We start from the raw sequence: 24,033 nt of genomic DNA on the forward strand, positions 1-24,033 counted from the left end.
CCCATGAGCCGCGAGAGTACCCCAGGAGCGCGCCCGGGCGCGAGCGCCGCGTCGATCCGCGCCCCCACGCAGCGCGCGATCGTCTCGGCGAGCGCTGCGCCCTGCGCCGCGCTCCCCGGCTGGCCCTCCGTGGCGAACGCCGCGGGCGCCCCTCAGCGAAACTCGTCGAAGAACGGCTCGCAACAGCCATGGGCGAGGTCGCACGCCGGGCCGACATCCTGGCACCTGGCCAGCTCCTCGCCGTTGACGAAGCAGGAGCAGACGATCCCGTTGCGCGTGTCGGGGCGGCACTCGACCGCGAACCCCGCGTTCGGGCACGAGCCCTTGCAGGAGCAGGTCCGGTTGCGATCGGCGAAGCACTCGAGCGGCGTGCAGCCGCCGGCCCGGCAGGCGTCGTACTCGGCCAGGAACGGCCGGCACCGTTCCAGGACGAAGTCGCAGTCGATGCGGCCGTTCGTCGCGCAGTCGAAGAACAGCGCGAGCGGCTCGTTGCACTGAGGCGCCTCGTTCAGATACCCCTTGCAGAACCCCTCGCACTGCCCCGGGTCCACCCCCTCGCAGGCATCCGAGTAGGTCTCGCAGAACTTCACGCACGACGACCAGGCATCGCCGCCGCCGGCCCCGGTGGAGGCGCTCGCCGTCCCCGAGCTGATCGCGCTGGAGCCGCCCACGCCGACGGTCACCGAGGTGGAGCCGCCCACGCCGACGCTGACCGCGCTGACCGCGGCGCCCGTGCTGATCGCGCTGGAGCCGAACGCCCCCGTGGTGCTGGCGCTGGAGCTCGTCGCCCCGGCGCCTCCTGATCCGTCCGGCATCCCGTCGACCACCACGTTGCCACCGCAAGCGCTTCCCCACGCCAGGGCGGCGAGCGCAGCGGCGCGCATCCTGAGCAGCGCCATTCGCATAGACCGCGAGAATACCCCACGTGGGCGCCCGAGCGCGAGCGCGGCACGAGCGCGGAGCGCGAGCGCGGCACGGGCGCGACGGGCGCCGCTCGAGGCGAGCCGCCACGCGGCCTCTCGTCCGCCGCGCGGCTTTGCGATAGAGACCCGCCGCGTGCTCCTCGACCTCCTGCTCGCCCCGCTGCTCGCCCAGGCCGACGCGCCGCCCCGGCCCGGACCCGCGGCGTCCTGCCCGCCCGACATGGTGCTCGTCGAGGGCACCCACGCCGAGAACGTGCAGCGGATCTGCACGAGCTACCGCGGCGGCCACTGCTTCGACTTCTTCCCCGGTCTGTTCGCCGCCGAGCCGCGCTTCACGCCGGTGCGCACGTGCATGGACCGCCACGAGTGGCCGAACCGGGCCGGCGCGCTACCGGTCGTGATGCTCCGCTTCATCGAGGCCGAGCGGGAGTGCGCCGCCGTCGGCAAGCGCCTCTGCACCGAGTTCGAGTGGGAGCTCGCCTGCGAGGGGCCGTCCACGCTCCCCTTCCCCTACGGTTACGCGCACGATCCGGCCGCCTGCAACGTCAGCAAGCCGTACCGAGGGATCAGCGAGCGGCGGCTCGCGTCCGCCGACCCGGCGGTGCGGGCCGCCGAGACGCAGCGGCTCTGGCAGGGGGAGCCGTCGGGCTCGTATCCAGCGTGCGTGAGCCCGTACGGCGTGGTCGACCTGGTCGGCAACGTCGAAGAGTGGGTGTCGACCTCGCGCCCCGAGTGGCCACACCGCTCGTCGCTGAAGGGCGGCTACTGGTCCAAGCCGTGGGCGGGGTGCCGGGGGACCAACGACTCGCATGGACCGATGTTCCGGTTCTACGAGATCGGGTTTCGCTGCTGCAAGGATCCGCGGCCAGGGCCGTAGCACGGCGTCCCCCGAGGGCGAATCGGCGAGAGAGTCGGTTGCCAGAGCGCATGGAGCGGAGGAGACCGGATGGAGGTCACGCCGAGCGAAGCCCCGCGCGCCGTGGAGCGAACGCGGCCCCTTCGACACATGCACACTTGCCGTACTGGTGGCATCACGGGAGCCCATGGCGCCTGATGTGGACAATCGACGCCAGCGCAGGCTGTTGTGCTCGAGGTGAAATGTTCGACGGATCCGCGGGTGCTCTCCGGCCGCGGACGAACATTTCAGAGTTATTGTCTGTCAAAACGATCTAACTGACCATCAGGCGATGGTCAGATGGCCAATCCGTGTCTATTACATCGTCCGGCGCGCCCTCTCGGCGCCCCGATGACTTGGAGAATCAGGATGCGATTGGGAGCTTATCGTTCCGCTGTTGCGTTATCTTTCTTGGGCCTGGTCGCCGCCGCGTGCACCGTCGCGACAGGGGGCGAGGAGGAGGCGGACGCGCTGTACGGGGCTGTGGTGACGACCGACGGGCTCACGCCCGCAGCGCTGACGATGCCGTCGGACTGGGGGAGCGGCTACTGCGCCAACGTGATCGTCGCGAACGATGGGACCGCCCCGGTGACGTCGTGGACCGTCGTGATCAATCTCAATCAGGCCGCCGTGAGCAGTTTGTGGAACGCGGCGTCGAGCCAGAGCGGCTCGACCCTGACGGTGAGCCCGCGCTCGGGCAGCCCCTCCATCCCGGTCGGAAGCTCTGTCAGCTTCGGGTTCTGCGCGAACGCGACCGGAAGCAACTACCGTCCGACGCTGGTGTCGGTGACCAAGACAGGAGGGGGTTCGAGCAGCTCGAGCAGCTCCAGCTCGAGCAGCTCCAGTTCGAGCAGCTCCAGTTCGAGCAGCTCGAGCAGCGCCGGCAGCACCGGCAGCGCCGGCGGCGCCGGCGGCGCTGGCGGGGCAGGAGGAAGCGGCGGCAGCGGAGGATCCACGGGCGCCGGCGGAAGCAGCGCCACCTGCTCGATACCGCTGCCGAGCTACACGAGCGGCAACGGCTCTGCGACCTGGTACTCCCTCGACCAGGGCACCGCCCAGGTGAACTGCAGCTTGCCCATCCAGCAGCGCAATCCGGACAGCATCGGCCACGTCGCGACCGGCGGAGGGCGGTATTTCGCCGCCCTGAACACCGCGGACTACAACACCGCGGCCGCGTGCGGCGCCTGCGTCGAGGTGAGCCGCGACGATGGGCGCAAGGTCGTGGCGACGGTCGTCGATCAATGCCCGACGGCGAGCAACCCCAAATGCAAGGCCGGGCACATCGATCTGAGCAAGGAGGCCTTTGCGCAGATCGGCGCGCTCGACGAGGGGTATCTGGGGACCGGCAACGGCGGAGTCAGGGGCAAGATCTCGTGGAAATACGTCCCATGCCCCGTCGAGGAGAACGTCTCCATCGTGTTGAAGGAGCCGGGCAACGCCTGGTGGAACGAGCTCCGCGTGCAGGGCCATCGCACCCCGGTGCGCAAGCTCGAGGTGTACGTCGGCGGGCGCTGGACGGAGGCCACGCGGCAGCCGTACAACTACTGGCGCGTCGGCAGCGGCAACATGGGGCAAGGGCCCTGGCGTGTCCGTGTGACCGACGTCCTCGGCAAGACGATCGAGACCTCGATCAACACCACCACCGCCGAGCAACTCACGTCGTCACAGTTCCCGGTTTGCCAGTGATCGGGGCGAGCCGGCAGGCGCGGTCGCATCGACGATCTTGACGAGGCAGAGATCAGCGGGAGGGAGCGCCGGCGCAGATCCAGTCGTTGATCGTCTTGATATCGGCCTCGGGCAGCGGCGCGCTCGGCGGCATGCTGCTCTCGTCGGGGTCGCACAGGCCGACATCCTTCAGCTTGTTCATGAGATAGCTGCTGCTCGGCTTGAACGGCACGACGAGCGCCTGCTCGCGGGAGCAGGACGCGCTGTCCTGATCGACGAGCCTGCCGACGGCCGCGCTCGCGCGGAGGTCGAGCCCGCCGGTCGGCGCGCCGGCGTTGCCGTGGCAGTACTGGTTCGCGCAGCTCCTCGTCAGGATGGGCTCCACGTCGGCGAACGCCGCGGTGTCCGCGCCGCAGGCGGGATCGCCCGGAGGCGCGCCGCCACCCTCGCCCCCCGTGCCGGCCGGCGCACCGCCGCCGCCCTCGCCCCCGGTGCCGGCCGGCGCACCGCCGCCGCCCTCTCCCCCCGCGCCGGCCGCACCGCCGCCCTCGCCAGCGCCGCCGCCGCCCTGGCTTGAGCCGCCGCCGCTGCTGGCCTGGCTGGAGCCGCCGCCGCTGCTGGCCTGGCTGGAGCCGCCGCCGCCGCCAGTGCCCGAGGAATCGTCATCGGAGCAAGCCGCCGCCGAGAGCCCGAGAGCCAGGCAAAGGACCAATCGAATCGAATCGTTGTGATAAAGCAAGGGACCTCTTCATGATGGTGTTGGTCACGCGGCGCTCGCCGCGCGAGCGATTCACGAAGAGACTAGAAAGCATGTGATCGCACGCGACGCAATCGCGTGATGGTGGACGAGGTGGTCGCCAAATTCCAACCGTGGCAGCGGGGCTGAGGCCTTGAGCGTCTGCGTGCCGACGGGAGTCGACGCGTATCGATCAGAAACCGACATCGCGCGCGCGTCCGGCTTCTCCACTGGAAGCACGCGGCGCTAGAGTACCGCGATGCGACAAACCGATTGGACCGGCCTGGCGGCGTGCGCCGCCCTGAGCACGGCGCTCGGCTGCAACGCGATCTGGGGGATCCCCGACGGAGAGGCCAGCGGGGATTCCGCGGCAGGCGGCGCGGGCAGCTCGGGCAGCTCAGGGGGCGCAGGGGCCACCGCGAGCGCGGGGCCGGGGGCCGGCGGGGGCGGCGCGGCCGGCGGGCCCTCCGCGGAGTGCCCGTTTGAGCCGTTCACAGGGCGCGCGCCGGGCGCGTGCCAGGCCGCCGACGGCGACCACGATTACCTCTCCGATCCGGAGAACTGCTGTGTGCCCGGCAGGAGCTGCCTCGGCGGCGCCTGTGAGGAGGGCAGGTGTCTGCCGGTCGTCCTCGCCACGGCCGACGACGAGGAGCATGAAGCGATCGGCCTCGTTGTGGATGGCGACGGGGACGATGGGCGCGTGCTCTGGGCGAGCGGCTACGGCAGCACGATCTTCGCGACCGAGAAGGCGGCTTCCGGCTCGACCGAGCCGCTGGTGGTGCTCGACTCGCTCGCGACCATGCTCGCGCGCTCGGAGAGCTCGCTGCTCATCACCGACGAGACCGAGCCGGACGTGTACAGGATGCCGCTCACGGGGAACGTCACCGTCTCGACGGTCGCCAGCGCCCAGGGAGCGGCGGGCTACCGGCGGCCCGTGGCCGGCGGCGGCTGGGTCTACTGGAGCACCGGCGTGATCGAGGACCCGGAGCAGGATCCCGACGCGCGCGACGTCCCGAAGCGCATCTGGGCGGCGCGGGCCGACGCGACCGATCAGACAGGCCTCCCCGTCTTCGACCGGGACACGTACGTCGGCGGCCTGGCGCTCGACGCCACCCATCTCTACTGGACCGAGCTCCCGCCCGGCGGGACGCACAGCACCGTTCGGCGGATGGCGCTCGGGGAGCCCGGCCAGACCGAGATCGTCGCGTCGATCCCCATCCACGACGGCGATCTCCCCGGAGACATCGCGGTCGGCGAGCGGATCTTCTGGATCAGCGGCTACGCCATCTACGCCGCGAACAAGGACGGCACCGGCGCGGGGACACTCGTGGCGACGGACTTCCCCACGCGCCTGCTGGCGGACTCCACCTTTGTCTACTGGTACAGCCGCGAGGAGCAGCTCCAGCGGGTGCGCACCTCGGGCGGCGCGCCGGAGCCGCTCGCCGACAGCGCGGACATCCGGGATCTCGCCCAGGACTGCGGCGCTCTTTACTGGACGACCTGGGCCACCGACGAGCGGCCAGCGTCGGTGATCAAGCTGGCCAAGTGAGCCGCGCGCCGGTCGCGCTCCCGGCGAAGTTGGCACGATGGTCTTGCCACGATGGAACGAGATACCCCTGGCCCGCTCCGCCCCCCGTCGGCGGTCACCGCGCCACGACGCCGAGCTGCTGGAACAGCGTCAGGTTGTCCTCGATGTGCCAGTTGTCGGTGATGCGACCGTCCTGCACGCGCAGGATGTCCGTGGCGATGAAGTCCACGGCCTGCCCGGCGCCCTTCCTGTCGCCGAAGGCGCCGGTGAAGCGGCCTCGAAAGCGCAGGTGCGCCACCACGCGATCGCCGGCGACGATCAGCTGCTCCACCTCGCAGCTCAGGTCCGGCACCGCGGCGCGGAAGCTCTTCGACGCGAACGCCGGGCCCTCGGGGCCCTGCGGGCCCCCCTCGGGCAAGGTGCGGTCGGTGAACGTCGGCGCGATCGCCGCGTCGAGGTGGCGCGTGTCGCCGGTGCCCCAGCGCGCACGCGCCGACCGGCAAGGCGGGCCGCTGCCGGCCGCTGCCGACACGAGCGGCGCGCTTCAGGCCTCGGCCTGCGGGCCAGCGCCGATCGCCGACAGGAACTGCGCTCTCTCCTCGTCCGTCGGGCGCCGGCCCGAGAGGTAGCGCCGCTGGTGCGCGCGGGCCGCCGCCAGGGACGCCTGATTCAGGACGATGATCGGCACCTTGGGCGCATACAGGCTCGTCACCTCGATCAGCGTCGTGCCGCCCGAGCCCGGCGAGAAGCGGTAAGTCCCGAGCCCCCGCGTCCACAGCACGTTCTCCTCGAACGCATCGACGACGATGACGAAGACCTCGGGCGCGACGCGCTCCGCGGAGAAGCGCAACATCTGCGTGAAATGCCCGACGCCCGGGAGAGGCACGCTCATCCGGACGACGAAGCGCGGCTCACGGTACGATCCCGACTGCATCTCGCACCCGGTCCCGGGGAAGAGCTCCCGCGCGCAGCCCTGCTGATCCCACCACATGGCGGCGGCGTCGAGCGGGTCGATGTTCCCGATATCGATGACGAACCGGACGCCGCGCATGCCCCGCGCCTCGTCGTGGACGCTCTCGGCGTGCGCGATCTCCGTGTCTTCCTGCTGCCACATGGTCGTCTCCTCGCCCCGGCGAGCGAGCATAAGTGAAGCACCGTTGCACATCAAGGAAGCGGCCCTCCGCGCCGGATCCGCGCCGCCGCCACATCGCGGCAACGCCTCCAGCGCGGCGCGCGGCGCCTGGCGCGCGCCACACGCCGCGCGCCGCCGCCCGCCGGGCCGGCTCATGACGCCGCGACTCCGGCAAAACCCTACGGCGCGTTCAGCCCTACGGTGTGGACGGCCCGCAGAGCGCGTTGCTACCCTCCCCGGCACCATGGACTACCGCAATCTCGGACGCACCGGCCTGAAGGTCAGCCCCCTCTGCCTCGGCACGATGAACTTCGGCCCGGAGACCAGCGAGCCCGACAGCTTCGCCATCATGGACCGAGCGCTCGAACACGGGATCAACTTCTTCGACACAGCCAACGTCTACGGGCGGAAGCGCGGAGAGGGGATCACCGAGCAGATCGTCGGGCGCTGGATCGCCCAGGGCGACGGGCGCCGGGACCGCATCGTGCTCGCCACGAAGGTCTACGGCCTCATGGGCGAGGGGCCGAACGACAGGAGGCTCTCGGCCTATCACATCCGGCGCGCCTGCGAGGCGAGCCTGCGCCGCCTGCAGACAGACCATATCGACCTCTACCAGATGCACCACATCGACCGCGAGACGCCCTGGGACGAGATCTGGCAGGCGATGGAGCAGCTCGTCCGCGAGGGGAAGGTCCTCTATGTCGGCAGCAGCAACTTCGCTGGATGGCAGATCGCGCAGGCGAACGGCCTGGCCGCGCAGCGGCACTTCCTCGGCCTCGTCTCGGAGCAGAGCCTGTACAACCTCAACGCGCGCACCGTCGAGCTGGAGGTCCTGCCCGCGTGCCGCGCGCTCGGCCTCGCCGTCCTGCCCTGGAGCCCGCTCGCCGGCGGGCTGCTCGGCGGCGCCCTCCAGAAGGCGCGCGAGGGCCGGCGCTCCTCCGCCGACGCGCAGGCGCGCATCGAGAAGAACCGCGCCAAGCTGGAGGCGTACGAGGCGTTCTGCGCCGAGATCGGAGAGCGGCCCGCCGACGTGGCCGTGGCCTGGCTGCTCCGGAACCCCGTCGTGACGTCGCCCATCCTCGGCCCGCGCACCGCCGAGCAGCTCGACGGGAGCCTGCGCGCCCTCGAGATCACGCTGACGCCGGAGCACCTCGGGCGGCTCGACGCGATGTTCCCCGGCCCCGGCGGCGAGGCGCCGGAGGCCTACGCGTGGTGACCGCCTCGTCCACGTGCAGCCCGCGCCCCGCCCGGCCCCCCTCGCTCACGGCGGCGTTGATTTCGATTCCATGGCAGCCAGCGTATGGCCTAGCCTCAGAGGCTCGGAGACGCGCCCTGCGAGAAGGCGGGGTCTTTTGAACCGCCAAGGCACCAAGACGCCAAGAGAAGCACAAAAATCTTGGCGTCTTGTGGCGCCTTGGCGGTTCCATCACTCTGGTACGGTGGGGGGATTCCCCCACACCCCCGGCGGCGCCCGGGAACGAGGGAGTGGCCATGAGCCGATGGCGGTATGAACGAGGGCTGGAGGACATCGGCAACGGCTGCTTTGCCTATCTCCAGCCGGCCGGCACCTGGGGCCTCAGCAATGCGGGGCTCGTCACCTCGGACGGCGAGGCCCTGCTCGTCGACACGCTCTTCGACCTGAAGCGCACGCGCGAGATGCTCGACGCCATGCGCGCGGCGGCCCCCGCCGCGGCGCGGATAGGCACCGTCGTGAACACCCACGCGAACGGCGACCATTGCTACGGCAACGCGCTCGTCGAGGGCGCGACCATCATCGCCACGCGCGCCGGCGCCGCCGAGATGGACGAGGTCCCCGCGCCGATGCTGGCCATGCTGATGCGACAGGCGCGCAGCGGCGCCGCGGGCGCGCTGGGCGAGTACCTCGTCCACTGCTTCGGCGCCTTCGATTTCGACGGGATCGCCCCCACGGCGCCGACCCGGGTGTTCGACGGGGAGCTGACCGTCGCGGTCGGGGGCAAGGAGGTCCGCCTCATCGAGGTGGGCCCCTCGCACACGAAGGGCGATCTGCTCGTGCACGTGCCGGCGGACCGGGTGATCTACACGGGAGACGTCCTCTTCGTCGACGCGACGCCGATCATGTGGGCAGGGCCCGTCGGCAACTGGCTCAAGGCCTGCGACATCCTCCTCGCGGCCGACGCCGACGTCATCGTGCCGGGACACGGCCCCATCACGGATCGCGCGGGTGTGCGCGCGGTCCGCGACTATCTCGTGTACATCCGCGACGAGGCCCGGCGCCGCTACGACGCCGGCATGCCCCCGGCGGACGCCGCCCGCGACATCGCGCTCGCCGACTACGCGAGCTGGAGCGACGCGGAGCGCATCGTGGTCAACGTGCACACGCTCTACCGCGAGTTCAGCGGCGGGAAGCTCCCCTCGCCGGGCCCAATCGAGCTCTTCGGCCTCATGGCCGAGCTCGCGCGTCGGCCACGTTGAGCGAGCCAGAAGAAGATGACGCTCATCATGAGTCTGTCGTCGCGAGCAGCGAAGTTAAGCTAAGCGAAGACCACGCCCGTCGTCGTCCCTGGCAGCAGGCGATCCTCGGCGCCTCGGCCGCGCACAGAGGGGCGCCGCCCGCCGCCATGGACACAGAGTTTCCCCTGAGGACGGTTCCTGGTCAAGCGACGCCGGGGGCGCGCGGACAGCCAATGTCCTTGCCGTCGCGCCGGCGTTCGGCGCGCCACCTGCTGTATTTCGCATGGCGTCGCGTCGCGCTCCTGCCGGAGCGCGGCGAAGCGCCTGGAGGCGCGCGAGCACGGTGCCCCCCCTCACCAGGCGACGGCGGAGCTCCTCCGACGTGTCCGGTTGCGCGGCCACGGTCGGCAGGCGCGGGAACCAGCAGGATTGCCCTTGCGGACTCCATGTTCCTATGATGCCTTCTCCCCGAAGCGTCTGGACTTCATTCTCCCCCACCATCTCCCCCACCATGAGCTATGCACACGGCACCCCGCCCGAAGGCGCGGCAGCGGATTGGACGATTCCCCAGCGTTGGGAGCGCTACAGCGCGGCCGAGCACGCGCTGTGGGACCGGCTGTTCGATCGGCAGGCCAAGCTACTCCCGGCCCGCGCCGCGCCCGAGTTCCTGGCCGGGCTCGATGTGTTGCGTCTAGGCGACAGCGGAATCCCGAACTTCGACGCGCTCTCCGAACGCCTGATGAATGCGACCGGCTGGCAGGTGGTGGCGGTGCCGGGCCTGATTCCCGACGATGTGTTCTTCGAACATCTGGCGAACCGCCGCTTCGTCGCCGGCAACTTCATCCGCACGCCCGAGCAGCTCGACTATCTGCAGGAGCCGGACGTCTTCCACGACGTGTTCGGCCACGTCCCCCTGCTGGCGAACCCCGTCTTCGCCGATTACATGCAGGCCTATGGCCAGGGCGGCCAGCGGGCGAACGGGCTCGGCGCGATCCAGCGGCTGGCGCGCCTTTACTGGTACACGGTCGAGTTCGGGCTGATACAGAGCGCAGAGGGCCTGCGCATCTATGGCGCAGGGATCGTCTCCTCGCACGGCGAATCGATCTTTGCGCTCGACGATCCCTCGCCCAATCGGGTCGGCTTCGATCTGCTGCGGCTGATGCGCACCCGCTATCGAATCGACGATTACCAGCAGAGCTATTTCGTGATCGACAGCTTCGAGGATCTCCTCCGCCAGACGCTCGAGACCGACTTCGCGCCCCTCTACGAACAGGTCGCCCAGCTGACGGACATCGCGCCGGCCGACGTGCTGCCGGAGGATCGGATCTACACACGCGGCACGCAGGCCTACGCGCTCGCGAAGGGGGTTGCGGGATAAGGCATCCCCTTACTCGACCTCGAAGAAATGGCCGAGGGGTCCTGTGCCCTCGACCGGGCTCACATCGAGTAGGCGCCGCCCTGCCCCGCCGCAGCGGGGGCCTCGGCGGGGGACTCCCCCTCGCGGAGCTCTTCCACCGCCTTCGCGTGCTCGGAGAGCGCCGGCAGCGCCTGCGGGTCGTAGTCGGGCGCGACCCAGAAGACCTCTGGCGCGGGCCTGTACTCGCTCGAATAGCTGCGCTCCGAGGCCCTGCCGTCCTTGTAACGGACGGTGACGAAGGACCTCACGTCGTAGCCGCACGAGCCCTTCTGGTGGCGCTTCACCTTGCCCTCGGCGAGCTCGGACTTCACGTAGATGCGCCGGATGAAATCGTCGGTGTGCTCGGCCGAGACGTGATGTTGGACCTCCGCCACCGGGTCTCCGCCCAGGATCTCGACGCGGAGCACCGTCGGCTCGGGGAGATACGCGTGGATCATGATCGGGAACGGGAGCGTGTTCTTGATCTTCAGGTCCGACTCCGGGTAGGTCACCATCGCGTCGAGCCCCATGGGGATGTAGGCGCTCGGGCGGGAGTGGCTCTGGCGGTCCGGCGTGTCGAGCGCGCCGAAGAGCGACGCGGCGTAGAGCGTGCTCGAGACCTGACACGTCCCCCCGCCATAGCCGGGGACGGTCTCGTCCCCCAGGATCTCCGGGGCGATCGTGAACCCGTTCTTGGCCGTCCGGGGGCCGACATGGGCGTTGAACGAGAAGGTATCGCCCGGGGCCAGGATGGTGCCGTCGATCTTGGAGGCGGCGTTCCTGATGTTGCGGGCGCGCCCCGCCTCCTTGCCGTGGTGCTTGAACTTCGTCTCGTAGGCCGCGACGACCCTGGTGACGTCGACGCTCACCAGGTCGGCGACGACGACCTGCGGCAAGATCTGCCGGACGGCGAGCTCGATGAGCTCCTCGTCGCCGTGCTCCCCGGCCCGCAGCGCCGCGAGGGACGCCTCGACATCGAGCGCCCGGCCGGCCTGCTCCGGGATCTTGCGCCGGTTCGCGAGGTCGAGCCGCGCGTCCACGGGCGCCCGGTAGATCTGCGGAGCGAGCCGCTCGAGGAACGCCCGCGCCCGCGGCTCATCGACGGCCCAGGTGAGCGGCACGTCGATCTCGCCGCGCCGCGCCCCTCGAGCCTCGCGGAGCCGCCGCGCCCAGGGCCCCTCGTGGCCGACGCGCCGCGCCGCCGCGAGCGTCTCGTCGACGTCGACCTCGACGCCCGCCTCACCGAGCGTGGCGGTGAGCTCCACGTCGTCGTGGCGCAGCCGGACCACGCGCTCGCGAAGCGCGTCGCGCCGCGCCGCGAGCCAGGCCGCCGGCGCGGCGCCGTCCGGCAGGAAGCGCTCGCCGACCGAGAGGCCGCGGACCACCGGAGAGGCCGGCAACACATGGCGCACCCCCACGGCGGCGCCCACGCCGGCCGACCCGCCGAGCGCCAAGACCAGAACGAGGGCCCTCGTATCCACGGCAGCTCGCCATGGTAGCCGGATCGCGGACGACCTGGAAGATCGCTAAACCGTCGAGAAGAGAAAAAAACGCCATGGCGCCAAGGACGCCAAGCAGTCTCAGCCGCCGCCGACGAAATGGACGATCTCGACCACGTCCCCCTCGGCGAGCTCGGCGGCCGTGTGCTCGGCGCGTGGCACCACCTCGCCGTTGCGCTCCACCGCCACCGGCCCCTCGGTCAGCCCGAGCAGCTCGACGAGCCTCCGCACCGTGAGCGCCGCGGGCACGTCGCGCGCTTCCCCGTTCACCCTGATGTTCATGGCTTCCTCACCTCTCGCATCACCAAGCGCGCCGCGACTTCCGGCGGCTCGACGGCCTCCCCGGCGAGCGCCGCCCGGAAGCGCCGCGCGTTCTCCACGTAGCCCGCGGCGCCCAGCTTCCCGAGCTCGGCCTGGTCCGGCCGCACCTCGCCCACGACCCGGGCCGGGTTGCCGCGCACCATCGAGCGCGGCGGGATCACCCGCCCCGGCGGCACCACCGCGCCCGCCGCGATCACCGAGCACTCGCCGATCTCGACGTTGTCGAGCACGATGCTGCCCATCCCGATCAGGCACCCGTCCCCGACGCGGCAGCCGTGCAGGATCGCGCTGTGCCCGATGGTCACGTCGGCGCCGACGATCGTCTGCGAGACGCCGCCCGTCAGGTGCAGGCACGCGAGATCCTGCACGTTGGTCCGCGGGCCGACGCGGATCGCGCCGATGTCCCCGCGCAGCACCGCGCCGAACCACACGCTCGCCTCGTCGCCGAGCTCGACGTCGCCGATCACCGTCGCGTTCGGCGCGAGGAACACGTCGCGCCCGAGCCGCGGGGACACCCCGCCGAGGTCCAGGACGAGCGCCACGTCAGCCGCCCTCGGCGGCGACCACCGGCAGCGAGCGCCGGGCGGGCCGCGGCTCCAGGCCGCCCCGCTGCCGCGGCCGGGCCGCGGCGCGCGCCGCCTCCGTGAGCTCGGCCTGCAGCGAGTGCTTGTTCGCCCGCGCGATCGAGACCTCGACGACCTCGCCGAGCAGATCGAGCTCCCCGGCGCCGTCGATGTGCGTGATCTCGTGGCGCCCCGTCCGGCCGGACCAGAGCGCGCCGCCGGGTCCGCCGTGACCCCGCTCCTTGTCGCGCCCCTCGACGAGCACCTCCTGCGTCGTCCCCACGAGGGCCGACAGGTGGGCCGCGAGCAGCGCCTCGCTCTCCTCGAACAGGCGCGCGAGCCGCTCGCCCTTCACGCCCTCGGGCACGTCGTCCGGCAGCTTCAGCGCGGGCGTGTGCGGCCGGCGCGAGTACTTGAAGCCGAACAGCCCCTTGAACCCCACCTCGCGCACGAGCGACAGCGTCGCCGCGAAGTCGTCCTCCGTCTCGCCCGGGAAGCCGACGATGATGTCGGTCGAGAGCGTCAGCCCCGGGACCGCCTCCACGAGCGCCCGCGTCCTCGCGACGTACTCGGCGCGCGTGTAGCGGCGGATCATCCGCCGGAGGACCCGATCGCTGCCCGACTGCACCGGCATGTGCACGTGGCGCGGCAGCACCGGGAGCTCGGCGTGGGCGAGGACGAGCGAGGGCGTGAGGTGCCGCGGGTGCGGGCTCGTGTAGCGCAGGCGCGCGAGGCCGGGGACGTCGGCCGCGACGCGCCGGAGCAGCGCCGCGAACTCGCTCTCGTCCGGGTCGTCCGCGCTCGCGCCCGGGGCCCGCGGCAGGGCGCCGAGCGGGTCGCGGTAGCTGTTCACCGTCTGGCCGAGCAGCGTGACCTCGCGCGTCCCCGCCGCCACGAGCGCCGCGATCTCGGCGACGATCTCGTCGCTCGGCCGGTACCGCTCCGGCCCGCGGGTGTGGGGGACGATGCAGAACGAGCAGCGCTCGTCGCAGCCCTTCATGACGGTCACGAACGCCGTCGGCGCGGCGCGCGGCGAGGAGGAGGACGAGGGCGACGGCGGCGACGCGACGAGGAACCGGGGCGCGTCGAGGTCGAACACCGTGCGCGCGATCGGCAGCCCGCCGATCGCGAGGTCGCCGAGCAGGCCGGGCAGCTCCGGGATGTTGTCGGGCCCCACCACGACGTCGATCGCGCGCATCTGCTTGAGGAGGCGCTCCCCCTCCTGCTGCGCCACGCAGCCCGCCACGACGAGCACCCGGTCCGCGCGCTCCCGCTTCCAGCGCGCGAGCCGACCCACCTCGCTCCGCAGCTTCTGCTCGGCCTTCTCGCGCACGCTGCACGTGTTGAGCACGAGCACGTCCGCCTCGTCGGCGCTGCCGGCCTCCGTGTAGCCGGCGCAGCGGAGCACGTCGTGCATCCGCTCGGAGTCGTGCACGTTCATCTGGCAGCCGAACGTCGTGATGGAATACCGGGGCATCGAAGCGATGAACGCTCTAACAGAAGGGGCCCGAGGCCGCCACCTCGCGCGCCAGGAGCCCCGCCGTCGACGCCGCGCGAGCCCTCCCCCCATCGTCAACCCCCCCGCGCGGCACCCCCGACCCCGCGCCGATCGACGCGCGCGGGGCCGCTCCAGCGTCGGCGCGACAACAGCCGGCGCCACGCGCCGCCAAAAGGACACTGACGCGGCGCAGTACCATGTTAACAATCGGCTCGGGAGGAGACCGATGGCGAAACTGGAGAACCTGGTAGACCTGCTCGATCGCGCGCTGAAGCTTCATGGCCACCGGCCGCTGTTCGGGACAAAGACCGATGGCCGCTGGGACTGGATCACGTATGCGGAGTTCGGGCAGCTCGTCGCCAGGTTCCGCGGTGGGCTGGCGTCGCTCGGCGTCCAGCGGGGGGATCGGGTGGCCCTCATTTCCAACAACCGCGTCGAGTGGGCGGTCTCGGCGTACGCCTGCTTCAGCATGGGAGTCGCCGTCGTGCCGATGTACGAGGCGCAGCTCCCGAGCGAGTGGGCGTTCATCATCAACGATTGCGAGGCCGTGGCCGCGATCGTCGCCACGCCGCAGATCTACGGCAAATGCAAGGATCTCCCCGAGAAGGCGCCCTCACTGAAGCACGTTGTCTGTCTGTTCGACCCCGACGGGGCGAGGGACGGCGTCCCCGGCGCGAAGACCAGCTCGTACAAGGAGCTCCTCGCCGCGGGTGAGGGGAGCCCGGCCCCGGCCATCCAGCCGACATCGAAGGACACGGCGTGCCTCATCTACACGTCGGGCACGACCGGCAACCCCAAGGGGGTGATCCTGTCGCACGGCAACATCGCCTCCAACGTCTGCGCGGTGCTGGATCTCATCCCCTTCGGCGGCGACGATCGGAGCCTGTCGTTCCTCCCGTGGGCCCACTCGTTCGGCCACACCGGCGAGCTCCACGTGATGATCACGGTGGGCGCGTCGATGGCGCTGAGCGAGTCGGTCGACAAGATCCTCGCGAACCTCGGCGAGGTGCGCCCCACCGTGCTGATGAGCGTCCCGCGGATCTTCAACCGCATCTACGAGGGCGTGCAGAAGAAGATGGCGGGGAAGCCCGCCGTCATCCAGGCCCTGTTCCGCGCCGGGCTGCGCGCCGCGAAGAAGAAGCAGAAGGGCGAGCCCCTCGGCCTCGCCGAGCGGCTCACGCTCGTCGCGGCGGACCGCGTCATCTTCTCGACGATACGCGCCAGTGTCGGCGGCAGGCTGAAGTACGCCATCAGCGGCGGGGCGGCGCTCGCCTATCAGGTGGCCGAGTTCGTCGACGCGCTCGGCATCACCGTCTACGAGGGCTACGGCCTCACGGAGACATCGCCCGTCGCCACCGTGAACTACCCGGGAGCCCGCCGCCTCGGCAGCGTGGGCAAGCCGATCCCGGGCGTGAAGATCGTCATCGACAGGTCGGAGACCCACGACCCGAAGCAGGGAGAGATCGTCATCTACGGCCCGAACGTCATGGTGGGCTATTACAAGCGCGACGAGGAGAACAAGGCCGTCTTCACGGAGGATGGCGGCTTCCGCACGGGCGATCTGGGCTACCTCGACGACGACGGCTACCTCTTCGTCACGGGCCGCATCAAGGAGCAGTACAAGCTGGAGAACGGCAAGTACGTCGCGCCGGCCCCGCTCGAGGAGAAGATCAAGCTCTCTCCGCTGATCAACGGCGCGATGATCTACGGCGACAACCGCCCCTTCAACGTGGCGGTGATCGCGCCCGAGATGGCGGCGCTGACGGAATGGGCGCGGGCCGAGGGGCTCTCGTTCGAGTCGACGGAGACGATGCTGAAGCACCCGCGGGTGGTCGCGCACGTCCAGGCGGAGGTCGACAGGTACGCGTCCGATTTCAAGTCCTTCGAGAAGATCAGGCAGATCGCCCTCACGGCCGAGGATTTCACGGCGGAGAACGGGATGCTCACGCCGACCCTGAAGCTGAAGCGGCGCGTGGCGCTCCAGAAGTACGGGCCCGCGCTCGAGGCGCTCTACGGCGGCGCGGGCGGCGCGGAGAAAACCGCTGCGCGCGACGCCGCGCAGCCCGGCTGAGCCTCCCGCGCCCCCGACCGGCGGTCCCCCGCCGCTCCCCCTCCGCGACCTGCCGTCCCCCGTCCACGCCCTCTCCCCTCCCGCCCGTCCACGCCCTCTCCCCTCCCGGCGCGCCTTCGCGTACGCTGGACGCGCCGGCGCGCGCGACGCGCGACGTCGACCGACGGACGGGAGCGGCATGACGACGACAGGCACCCAGAGGCGAACGCTGTATCCCGAGATCGAGCCGTACCGCGCCGGGAGGCTGCGCGTCTCCGATCTTCACGAGATCTATTTCGAGGAGTCGGGCAATCCGCGCGGCAAACCGGTGGTCTTCGTGCACGGCGGCCCCGGGGGCGGCACGGAGCCGAAGCAACGGCGCTTCTTCGACCCGGCGGCCTACCGGATCGTGCTCTTCGACCAGCGGGGCTGCGGCAGGAGCACGCCGTACGCGTGCCTGGAGGAGAACACCACCTGGCACCTCGTCGAGGACATGGAGAAGCTCCGCGAGCACCTCGGGATCGAGCGCTGGCAGGTGTTCGGCGGCTCGTGGGGGAGCACGCTGTCGCTGGCCTACGCCGAGCGGCACCCGGAGCGCGTGACGGAGCTCGTGCTGCGCGGCATCTTCCTCCTGCGAAAGCAGGAGCTCGACTGGTTCTATCAGCGGGGCGCGAGCGCCATCTTCCCCGACGCGTGGGAGGAGTACCTCGCGTTCATCCCCGAGCCCGAGCGGGACGACCTGCTCACGGCGTACCACCGGCGCCTCACGAGCCCGGACCCCGGGTTGCAGCAGCGGGCGGCGCGCGCGTGGAGCGTCTGGGAGGGGCGGACGAGCTGCCTGTTCACGAACCACGAGCTCGTCGCGAAGACGTCTGGTGATGCGTTCGCCCTCGCGTTCGCCCGGATCGAGTGCCACTATTTCATGAACAAGGGCTTCTTCACGACGGAGACGCAGCTGCTCGACGACGTGCACCGGATCCGCCATATCCCGACCGTCATCGTGCAGGGCCGCTACGATGTGGTCTGTCCGCCGGAGAGCGCGTGGGCGCTCCACCGCGCGTTCCCCGAGTCCGATCTGCGCATCGTGGCGGACGCAGGGCACTCGGCGATGGAGCCGGGCATCCTGCACGAGCTGGTCGAGGCGACCGACCGGTTCCGTTGACCGGCGGTCCACGAGCTCGGCCGCGGCGGCGCGGCCGAGCTCGGTGGATACGCCCGGTACACCAAACACCGTATTTCGCGGTCAACCACCTCCCGAGCGCCGATCGCCCGCTCCCGCTCTCCACGAATTCAGGCCGCGCGCAGGTTGTCGAGCCTGCTGGAGCCCGCCTCTCGGGGTGCGATCCGGCCGAATCACGCCGGACTCGGCCCTCCGGCCGCTTGCGCCGCGTCGGGTCGGTCTTTAACGTAAACCAAGGGAAGGTTGATTCCCCCGTGGAGGCTTATGGCAAAGAAGGCAGCACGGAAGACATGGATCCTGGTCTCCGACGCAAGCCGTGCCCAGCTCTATCGTGAAGAGCCTGCTGGCAAGGGCTTTACCCTGCTCGAGTCGTACAACCATGACGAGAGCCGGGCGCGCGTGCGGGATCTGATGGCCGACGCGCACGGCCGCAAGCCGAACGGCACCTCCGGCGGGAACAGCAGCCCTGTCGGCGGCCCGGGGGGTCAGTACCTCGGCCGTCCCGGCGCCGCCCCCGACACCGATCCCAAGGAGGTCGAGAAGCAGAAGTTCGCCCAGGAGCTCGCGGAGGTGCTGGAGAAGGGGCTGAACGAGCACGCCTACGAGACGCTGGTGCTCGTCGCGCCGCCGCACTTCCTCGGCCTGCTCCGCGGCGCGGTGAGCAAGCAGGTCAGTAACCACATCGAGACGAGCGTGGACAAGGACCTGAGCTGGCTGGACGGCCCCCGGCTCACGGAGCGGCTGCGCGAGCTGCGGGCCGGATAGGGCCGCTCCCGGCCGCCTCGAACGTGTAGGCGACGCCGAGCCCGACGACGTTCGCTCGGGCGCTGTAGGCGCCGCCATTGATGGTGTTCGGGTTCTCCGGCGGATTGGCCCGCACCGGGCTCACCTGCGGGAGCCGCGCCTCCCTCGGATCGACCCTCACGTCCGCGGCGAAGGCGTGCGCGTAGCTCGCGTCGAGGCGCCACCGGCCGAGGTGGACGCCGAGGCCGGCCGCCGTCGTCAGCTTCGTCGCGTCGATCGTGAGGACCGACAGGTACCCGGGCGGGACGGCGCTCTGCTCGAGGCTCACGCCGGCGCGCAGATCCCACCGCGCGCCCGCGAGATCGAAGGAATACTCGCCCCCGAGCCTCGCCGAGAGCGAGCTCTCGAACCGCCGCGGGAACGAGACGGCTGGCACGCGGAACTCCTCCGGGAAGCCGGCGACGTTCCGGAGCACCACGCCGTCGGGCTCGACGAGGATGTCGTCGTGCATGCTCCAGCCCTCCACGCCGAACCCGAGCTCCACACGCAGGTCGTCCACGACCCGCGCCTCCACGCCGGCGCGGAGGATCCACGGCAGGTCGAACGCGACGTCGGCGTCCTCGCCCTCCTGGACGGCGCGCTCGAAGACAGGCGCCGCCGGGAGCCGCGCCCTGAATTTGGCGGGCGCGCGCACCCAGATGGGCAGCTGGAAGGCCAGGCCGACGCGCCAGCGCGGCGTCGGGACGAAGAGCGCCCCGAGCTGGCCCGTGGGCGCCACGATGGGCGCGACGCTGAGCTCGGAATGGATGTCCCACTCCGGATCTTCGGGCGCGCAGAACATCCGCTCCGGGAGGCACCCGGAGACCACCATCCGGCTGTTGAACGCGCCGACCAGCGCGCCGAGCCCGGCGCCGAAGCGCCATTCGGGCGACGGCGCGTACGCCGCCCCGACCCCCACGAGGGCGAGCGCGGAGCCCTCGAGCGTGAGCAGCGCGTAGCGCTGGGGCGCCGGCATGCCGTTCACCTGCTCCGGATAGCTGGAGAGGGCCGCGTACGGCGCCCACACCCCGCCCCAGACGACCCACCGCGGATCGACCTTGAACGACGCCGCCAGCGTGGGGATCGGCAGCACCGGCGCGCTGCCGGTCACCGGCTCCATCGTCTGCACGAAGCTCGCGCCCGTCGGCTCGCCGGTGTTCGGGTCGACCTGCCGTACGATCGCCTGGCGCGTGTGCCGGCTGCGCCACTCGAAGAGCCCGACGTCGAACAGGACCTGGGTGCCGGCCTCGTAGACGCCCGCGGGGTTGTAGGCGATCGCCCCGAGATCGTCGCCGCCGGCGATGTACGCCCCGCCGCGGGACGACGGGCGGACGCCGCGGTCGGTGAAGTACAGCCCGGCGGCGCCGGCGTCGCCCGCGGGCAGGAGGAGCGCGCCCGCGGCGAACGCCACGGAGAGCACGGCGCGGATCGTGGGCGTTTGCACGTGCATCACTCGTGCGGCCGGTTCTTGACGATGGCGTAGATCTGCTCGAGCCCGCGGGTCTCGTCCGTCAGGAAGTCCCTGGCCGAGACAAGAAGCTGCCGGTAGTCCTCCGCCGTCAGCGGCGCGCCGCTCCCGGCCTCGATGCGGTTCACGTCCGCGAACGCGTCGAGGAACACGTCGAGCGGCGCTCGGCCGTCCGCCATCGGCGTCACGAGCGCCGGGAGCACGTGCTCCATCGCGCGATACCTGTCGTAGCGATCGTCGTTGAGCGCCTTCAGCGCGTCGAGCCCCGCGCCGGCCGCGCCCGGCCCGCCGGCGCCCCCCGCCGGGGTCAGCGCGGTCGACGCGGCCTTCAGGATCCGGCGCAAGGCGTCGTCGTCGGCGAGGAGCTGGAGGCCGTCGGCGAGCGTCGTCGGCAGCGCCTGGAACGGGGCGCCGGCTGCGTCCGCGTCGAGCAGGTAGGTGAGGAACCGCTCGATCTCCCGCCGCGCCGGCTCGTGGGCGCGGACTGCCTCCATCACGTCGACGGCGGCGGCGAACAGCGGGTGGCTCAGGAGGTCGCTCACCGTGGCGCCGATCTCCTTCTGCGCCCAGGCGCACCGCCCCGCCGTCTCGCGATCGGGGCAGCGGGCGTTCAGCTGCTCGCGGAGGACGCGCAGGACGAGGGCGCCCATCCTCGGGAGCGCGCGGTTCTTGAACCGGGCCTCGGGCCCCGACCCCTCGACCGCGAGCAGCGCATCGACGAGCTCGTCCACGCCGCGCTTCCACTGGCCCTCGCGCTCGGCGGCGTCGGGCGCGTTGCGCTGCGCGAAGCGCGCGTCGATGCCGTTCAGAGCGCCGGCGAGGAGGGTGAACACGGTGAGCTGGTCCTGGACCCGGCCATCCGCCCACGTGGCCTTCTTCTTCCCCCAGCGGTCGGTCATGCCCACGCCGGCCGCGTAGCGGGCGCTGAAGAGGATGCGCGCGAGCTTCTCGATGACCTGGGCCTTCGTCAGCGGCCGATCTGCCGCGGGGCCGCGCCGCACGGTCACGGACGTGTCGCGCGCCATCCGGGCGAACGCCACCGACGACGCCAGGACGTCCTCGGCCCGGAGCGCGTCGGCCAGGAGCGGCTCGTAGCTGTTGACCCCTGCCTCCGAGCAGTACGCGGTGTTGGTCTCGGGCGATCCGGCCTTGATGCACTCCGGCCCGTGCTCCTTGCCCGGCCAGTGGCGGTACGCCGTGCTGAAGAGATCGGTCAGGATCGCCTCGCCGGTGGTGCCGGGGTCGACGTCGGCGAACGCCTTCACGATGGGGCCCAGGTACGCGGCGAGGCCGAGCTGCTCCAGGAGGTAGGTCGTCCCCGGGTGGCGCACCCGGATCAGGTTCTCCGGGGAGCTGCACTCGTTCACGCCGAGCGCGTTCCTGGGGCAATGGATCGTGCCGGCCGGCTCGAGCGTCCCCGAGATGAACAGGTTCGTCGCCAGGTTCGCGCCGGCCCGGAAGGGATCCAGGTCCGGCAGCCCCGGGAACCTGTCCGAGTCCGCCCCGAAGTAGATGAGCCGGCTGAGCGCGGCCGGCGTGGGGCGGCTCGTCAGGCCGACGATGCCGCTGGAGTCCACGAGCACCGAGTCGGTCACGAGCAGCGCCAGGGCCGAGGGCTTCACCTCGAGCTCGGCCCGCTTCGGGTCCCCGTCGGGGAGGAGCGAGTCGAGGTAGAAGGCCGCCAGGTCGTCGATCTGGAACAGCTCGCACTCGGCGAACTCGACGAACGGCACCGTGATCTCGAAGGCGCTCACCACGGCGCCCTCCTTGTTGCACTGCCTGACGCCGGCGGTGTCGTGCATGAGCTGCATCAGCCGCTCCATGCCCGAGCGGTTGTCGCCGCCCCTCGGCTTCTTCGGGTCGATCGGCGTCTTCGGGGCCGCCGTCGACGGCGCCCCGACCGTGAGGTTGATGGCCGGGCCGTTCAGGTCCGCCGGGTTGTACGCGTACTGGTCGCGGGTCGTGAGCATCGCCGCGATCGCGTCGCCCGCGTGCCGCGCGCTGCCGTGCGGGGTGAGGAGCGCGCCGCCCGCGATCGCCTCGAGCAAGCGCGCCACGAGCCCCGGCTGCTCGACGGCCTTGCCGAGCACGGCCGCGAGCTCGTCCCAGAGCGGCGCCTTGTCGTCGATCCGCGCCGGCGCCTCCTTGCCCTGGGCGGCCAGCCGGTCGTGCTCGCGGGCGACGTCCCGGATGCGCAGCGCCGCGGCGGTCATGCGCGCGAGCTCCGCCTCGCGGTTCTCGAGCAGATCGATGAGCGTGAGCAGGAGGACGTCCGAGTCCTTGTCGGCGAGCACCTGGCCGACCGCGTGCGCGAGGTCGGCGAGCGGCGAGTCCTCGCCGCGGAAGCGGCGGTACGACAGGCAGCCGTCGCACCGCTCGTCCGCCGGCACGAGCCTGCCGCGGCGGACGTCGTAGCGGGCCTCCTCGCGCTCGCCGAAGAGCAGGTACGCGCCGGAGAGCGCGTACATGAGCCCTTCGTGCTCGGTCTTCCACGGCTCCGGATCGCCCTTGCCCGCGTACCGGGTCCCGTCGACGAGCGGCACGATCGACCGCAGCGCCGCGCCGAGGACGGTGCGGGAGGTGTCGACGTAGGCGTAGAGCTCCGGCGAGAGGCCCCCGAACGGGTCCCGCGGCGGCTCGGTGACGCCGGGGATGGCGAACGGCGGTTCGATCGCGAGCGGCGCGCCGGTCCGGTCCACGAACCTGCCGGACGCGTCGACGTCGGCGAGGCCGTCGCCGTCCGCGTCGGCGAACGGCGCGGGGACCCCGTCGCCCTGGGGGAGGACCCACCCGCGCCCATCGCGGCGGGCGATGAAGATCGACGGCGGCGCGGCGAGCTCGGGGTGCTCCGCGAGCAGCGCCGCCTGCGCGAGCTCCAGGGTCGTGCGCGGGCGGCTCGGCTGCGCGGTGGCGGCGTCGATCGCGAGCGGGGCCCGCTCCGGCAGCGACAGCGTGGCCAGCTCCTGCTCGCCGGCGGCGAGCAGCGCCTGGAGCGCGGGCGCCCCCGGGCCGCCGGGGCCGAGCACGTCGAGCGCCGCCACGGTCATCGGGCGCAGGCCGGGGTACGCGAGCGCCGCGCCCGCGATGCCGAGCCCCACCTCCGCCGAGCGATAGCCCTGGCGCCCCCAGATGCTCGCCAGCGCACAGACGGGCGTTTCCCGCCCCTCTGCCCGGTCGCAGGCGATCGGCGCCCGCTCCCGCTGCCTCTGCTGGTCGCCCTCCTCTTCTTCTTCCGGTTCCGGCCTCGCGCTCTCCTCGCCGCCGTGGAGGAGCGCGTCGAGGAGCCGGGCGATCCCCCGGGTCGACGCGGGCAGGACCGCCGGCCCCGCCGCGTCGAACGGGTTCGTCTCGTAGAGCGGCGCGAGCGTCTGCGAGAGGCTCAGGACGGCATCGTGCAGCCGGATCTTGCCGCCCCCCTCGCCGGGCGCGACGTTGTCGATCTCGATGTCCGGCACCGCGGCGTTGACGGCGTCCACGAGGGCGTTGCGCCACCGCGCCATGGCCTCCACCTTGGCCACGCCCAGCCTGCGCGCCTGCTCCGCCCGCTCGCCCGAGACCGGCGGGAGCAGCGAGACGTCGACCGCGTCCTCGTACCGGCCCTCGCGGTCGTAGTGACAGACGCGCTGGTACGAGGCGCCCGTGTGGTCCTCGTGGAGGCTCGACGCGCCCACACGGTCGCAGAGCATGCCGAAGACGTCGTCGCCCAGCCCGCCGCCCTCCGTGACCTTGGGAGGCGCCACCCGCGTCGTGTCGAGCGGCTCGTGACACGAAGCGATCGCCCCGCCGACCGAGACGAGCGCGACCAGCCGGAGTACGACAGCGGCCGAGGAACCCAGCGCGCGCCTGCGCATGACGACAACCTCCCCCAGTTGCCCCCAGGGTAGACTATTCCACTCCAGGTGCGTAGGGGCTTGGCGCCCCTGCGGGGGTCAGGTGGGTGACACCGGAGCGCGCGTTCTCCAG

General features: G+C 71.6%; 19 protein-coding genes. 9 read left to right on the forward strand and 10 right to left on the reverse strand.

The features are described 5' to 3' along the window. Positions 1-152: 152 nt before the first annotated feature. The gene (locus tag WMF34_RS27135) at positions 153-899 is read right to left on the reverse strand and encodes a hypothetical protein (RefSeq protein ID WP_437989593.1); all 747 of its coding nucleotides are present in this window, start codon (positions 897-899) and stop codon (positions 153-155) included. A gap of 157 nt (positions 900-1,056) precedes the next feature. Here WMF34_RS27135 and WMF34_RS27140 point away from each other — a divergent pair, with 157 nt between their 5' ends. Both WMF34_RS27140 and WMF34_RS27145 read left to right on the forward strand, forming a co-directional pair. Then, on the forward strand, positions 1,057-1,800 hold the full coding sequence (locus tag WMF34_RS27140) for a formylglycine-generating enzyme family protein (RefSeq protein ID WP_437989594.1): 744 nt from the start codon (positions 1,057-1,059) through the stop codon (positions 1,798-1,800). 429 nt (positions 1,801-2,229) lie between these two features. After that, positions 2,230-3,504, forward strand: coding sequence for an expansin EXLX1 family cellulose-binding protein (locus tag WMF34_RS27145; RefSeq protein WP_437989595.1), 1,275 nt, complete (start codon positions 2,230-2,232; stop codon positions 3,502-3,504). A gap of 52 nt (positions 3,505-3,556) precedes the next feature. Here WMF34_RS27145 and WMF34_RS27150 read toward each other — a convergent pair whose 3' ends face one another. After that, positions 3,557-4,195 (reverse strand): hypothetical protein, encoded by a 639-nt coding sequence (locus tag WMF34_RS27150; protein ID WP_437989596.1) that lies wholly within the window; start codon positions 4,193-4,195, stop codon positions 3,557-3,559. 283 nt (positions 4,196-4,478) lie between these two features. On the opposite strand from WMF34_RS27150, the gene WMF34_RS27155 reads away from it, so the two are divergent. Continuing rightward, positions 4,479-5,768: a hypothetical protein gene (locus tag WMF34_RS27155; RefSeq protein WP_437989597.1), complete on the forward strand. Its 1,290-nt coding sequence runs from the start codon at positions 4,479-4,481 to the stop codon at positions 5,766-5,768. A gap of 94 nt (positions 5,769-5,862) precedes the next feature. On the opposite strand, the gene WMF34_RS27160 is transcribed toward WMF34_RS27155, so the two are convergent. Both WMF34_RS27160 and WMF34_RS27165 read right to left on the reverse strand, forming a co-directional pair. Then, a complete protein-coding gene (locus tag WMF34_RS27160; protein ID WP_437989598.1) occupies positions 5,863-6,279 on the reverse strand; it encodes an ester cyclase in 417 nt (138 codons plus the stop codon). 12 nt (positions 6,280-6,291) lie between these two features. Then, a complete protein-coding gene (locus WMF34_RS27165) occupies positions 6,292-6,861 on the reverse strand; it encodes a hypothetical protein (protein ID WP_437989599.1) in 570 nt (189 codons plus the stop codon). A gap of 262 nt (positions 6,862-7,123) precedes the next feature. Here WMF34_RS27165 and WMF34_RS27170 point away from each other — a divergent pair, with 262 nt between their 5' ends. From WMF34_RS27170 to phhA, 3 genes are all read left to right on the forward strand, one after another. Next, the gene (locus tag WMF34_RS27170; RefSeq protein ID WP_012237895.1) at positions 7,124-8,095 is read left to right on the forward strand and encodes an aldo/keto reductase; all 972 of its coding nucleotides are present in this window, start codon (positions 7,124-7,126) and stop codon (positions 8,093-8,095) included. 275 nt (positions 8,096-8,370) lie between these two features. Beyond that, a complete protein-coding gene (locus WMF34_RS27175) occupies positions 8,371-9,333 on the forward strand; it encodes an MBL fold metallo-hydrolase (protein WP_437989600.1) in 963 nt (320 codons plus the stop codon). 490 nt (positions 9,334-9,823) lie between these two features. Then, complete coding sequence (gene phhA / locus WMF34_RS27180) at positions 9,824-10,690, forward strand: phenylalanine 4-monooxygenase (RefSeq protein ID WP_012237897.1); 867 nt, start codon at positions 9,824-9,826, stop codon at positions 10,688-10,690. A gap of 59 nt (positions 10,691-10,749) precedes the next feature. Here the strand turns inward: phhA and WMF34_RS27185 are convergent, their stop codons facing one another. From WMF34_RS27185 to miaB, 4 genes are all read right to left on the reverse strand, one after another. Next, a complete protein-coding gene (locus WMF34_RS27185) occupies positions 10,750-12,189 on the reverse strand; it encodes a VanW family protein (protein WP_437989601.1) in 1,440 nt (479 codons plus the stop codon). Between the two features lie 99 nt (positions 12,190-12,288). Next, entirely contained in the window at positions 12,289-12,489 is a 201-nt protein-coding gene (gene thiS / locus WMF34_RS27190) for a sulfur carrier protein ThiS (RefSeq protein WP_012237899.1), read from the reverse strand. Then, positions 12,486-13,070 carry a gamma carbonic anhydrase family protein gene (locus tag WMF34_RS27195; RefSeq protein WP_437293205.1) on the reverse strand — a complete coding sequence of 195 codons (585 nt, stop codon included), beginning with the start codon at positions 13,068-13,070 and terminating at the stop codon, positions 12,486-12,488. The genes thiS and WMF34_RS27195 overlap by 4 nt, the downstream gene beginning before the upstream one ends. A 1-nt stretch (position 13,071) precedes the next feature. Continuing rightward, positions 13,072-14,568 (reverse strand): tRNA (N6-isopentenyl adenosine(37)-C2)-methylthiotransferase MiaB, encoded by a 1,497-nt coding sequence (gene miaB / locus WMF34_RS27200; RefSeq protein ID WP_437989602.1) that lies wholly within the window; start codon positions 14,566-14,568, stop codon positions 13,072-13,074. A gap of 247 nt (positions 14,569-14,815) precedes the next feature. Between miaB and WMF34_RS27205 the strand changes: the two genes are divergently transcribed. The 3 genes from WMF34_RS27205 (at position 14,816) to WMF34_RS27215 (ending at position 18,584) form a co-directional block, all read left to right on the forward strand. Further along, a complete protein-coding gene (locus WMF34_RS27205; protein WP_437989603.1) occupies positions 14,816-16,660 on the forward strand; it encodes an AMP-dependent synthetase/ligase in 1,845 nt (614 codons plus the stop codon). Positions 16,661-16,838: 178 nt separating this feature from the next. Then, positions 16,839-17,801 carry a prolyl aminopeptidase gene (gene pip, locus WMF34_RS27210; protein WP_437989604.1) on the forward strand — a complete coding sequence of 321 codons (963 nt, stop codon included), beginning with the start codon at positions 16,839-16,841 and terminating at the stop codon, positions 17,799-17,801. A gap of 282 nt (positions 17,802-18,083) precedes the next feature. Next, complete coding sequence (locus WMF34_RS27215) at positions 18,084-18,584, forward strand: host attachment protein (RefSeq protein ID WP_049876377.1); 501 nt, start codon at positions 18,084-18,086, stop codon at positions 18,582-18,584. Here WMF34_RS27215 and WMF34_RS27220 read toward each other — a convergent pair. Together WMF34_RS27220 and WMF34_RS27225 are read right to left on the reverse strand one after the other, a co-directional pair. After that, a complete protein-coding gene (locus tag WMF34_RS27220; protein ID WP_437989605.1) occupies positions 18,550-20,052 on the reverse strand; it encodes an OmpP1/FadL family transporter in 1,503 nt (500 codons plus the stop codon). The genes WMF34_RS27215 and WMF34_RS27220 overlap by 35 nt on opposite strands. After that, entirely contained in the window at positions 20,052-23,921 is a 3,870-nt protein-coding gene (locus WMF34_RS27225) for a hypothetical protein (RefSeq protein ID WP_437989606.1), read from the reverse strand. The genes WMF34_RS27220 and WMF34_RS27225 overlap by 1 nt, the downstream gene beginning before the upstream one ends. Between the last annotated feature and the right edge of the window lie 112 nt (positions 23,922-24,033).

The organism is Sorangium sp. So ce145, assembly GCF_051525985.1.
Lineage (GTDB): Bacteria > Myxococcota_A > Polyangia > Polyangiales > Polyangiaceae > Sorangium > Sorangium cellulosum_B.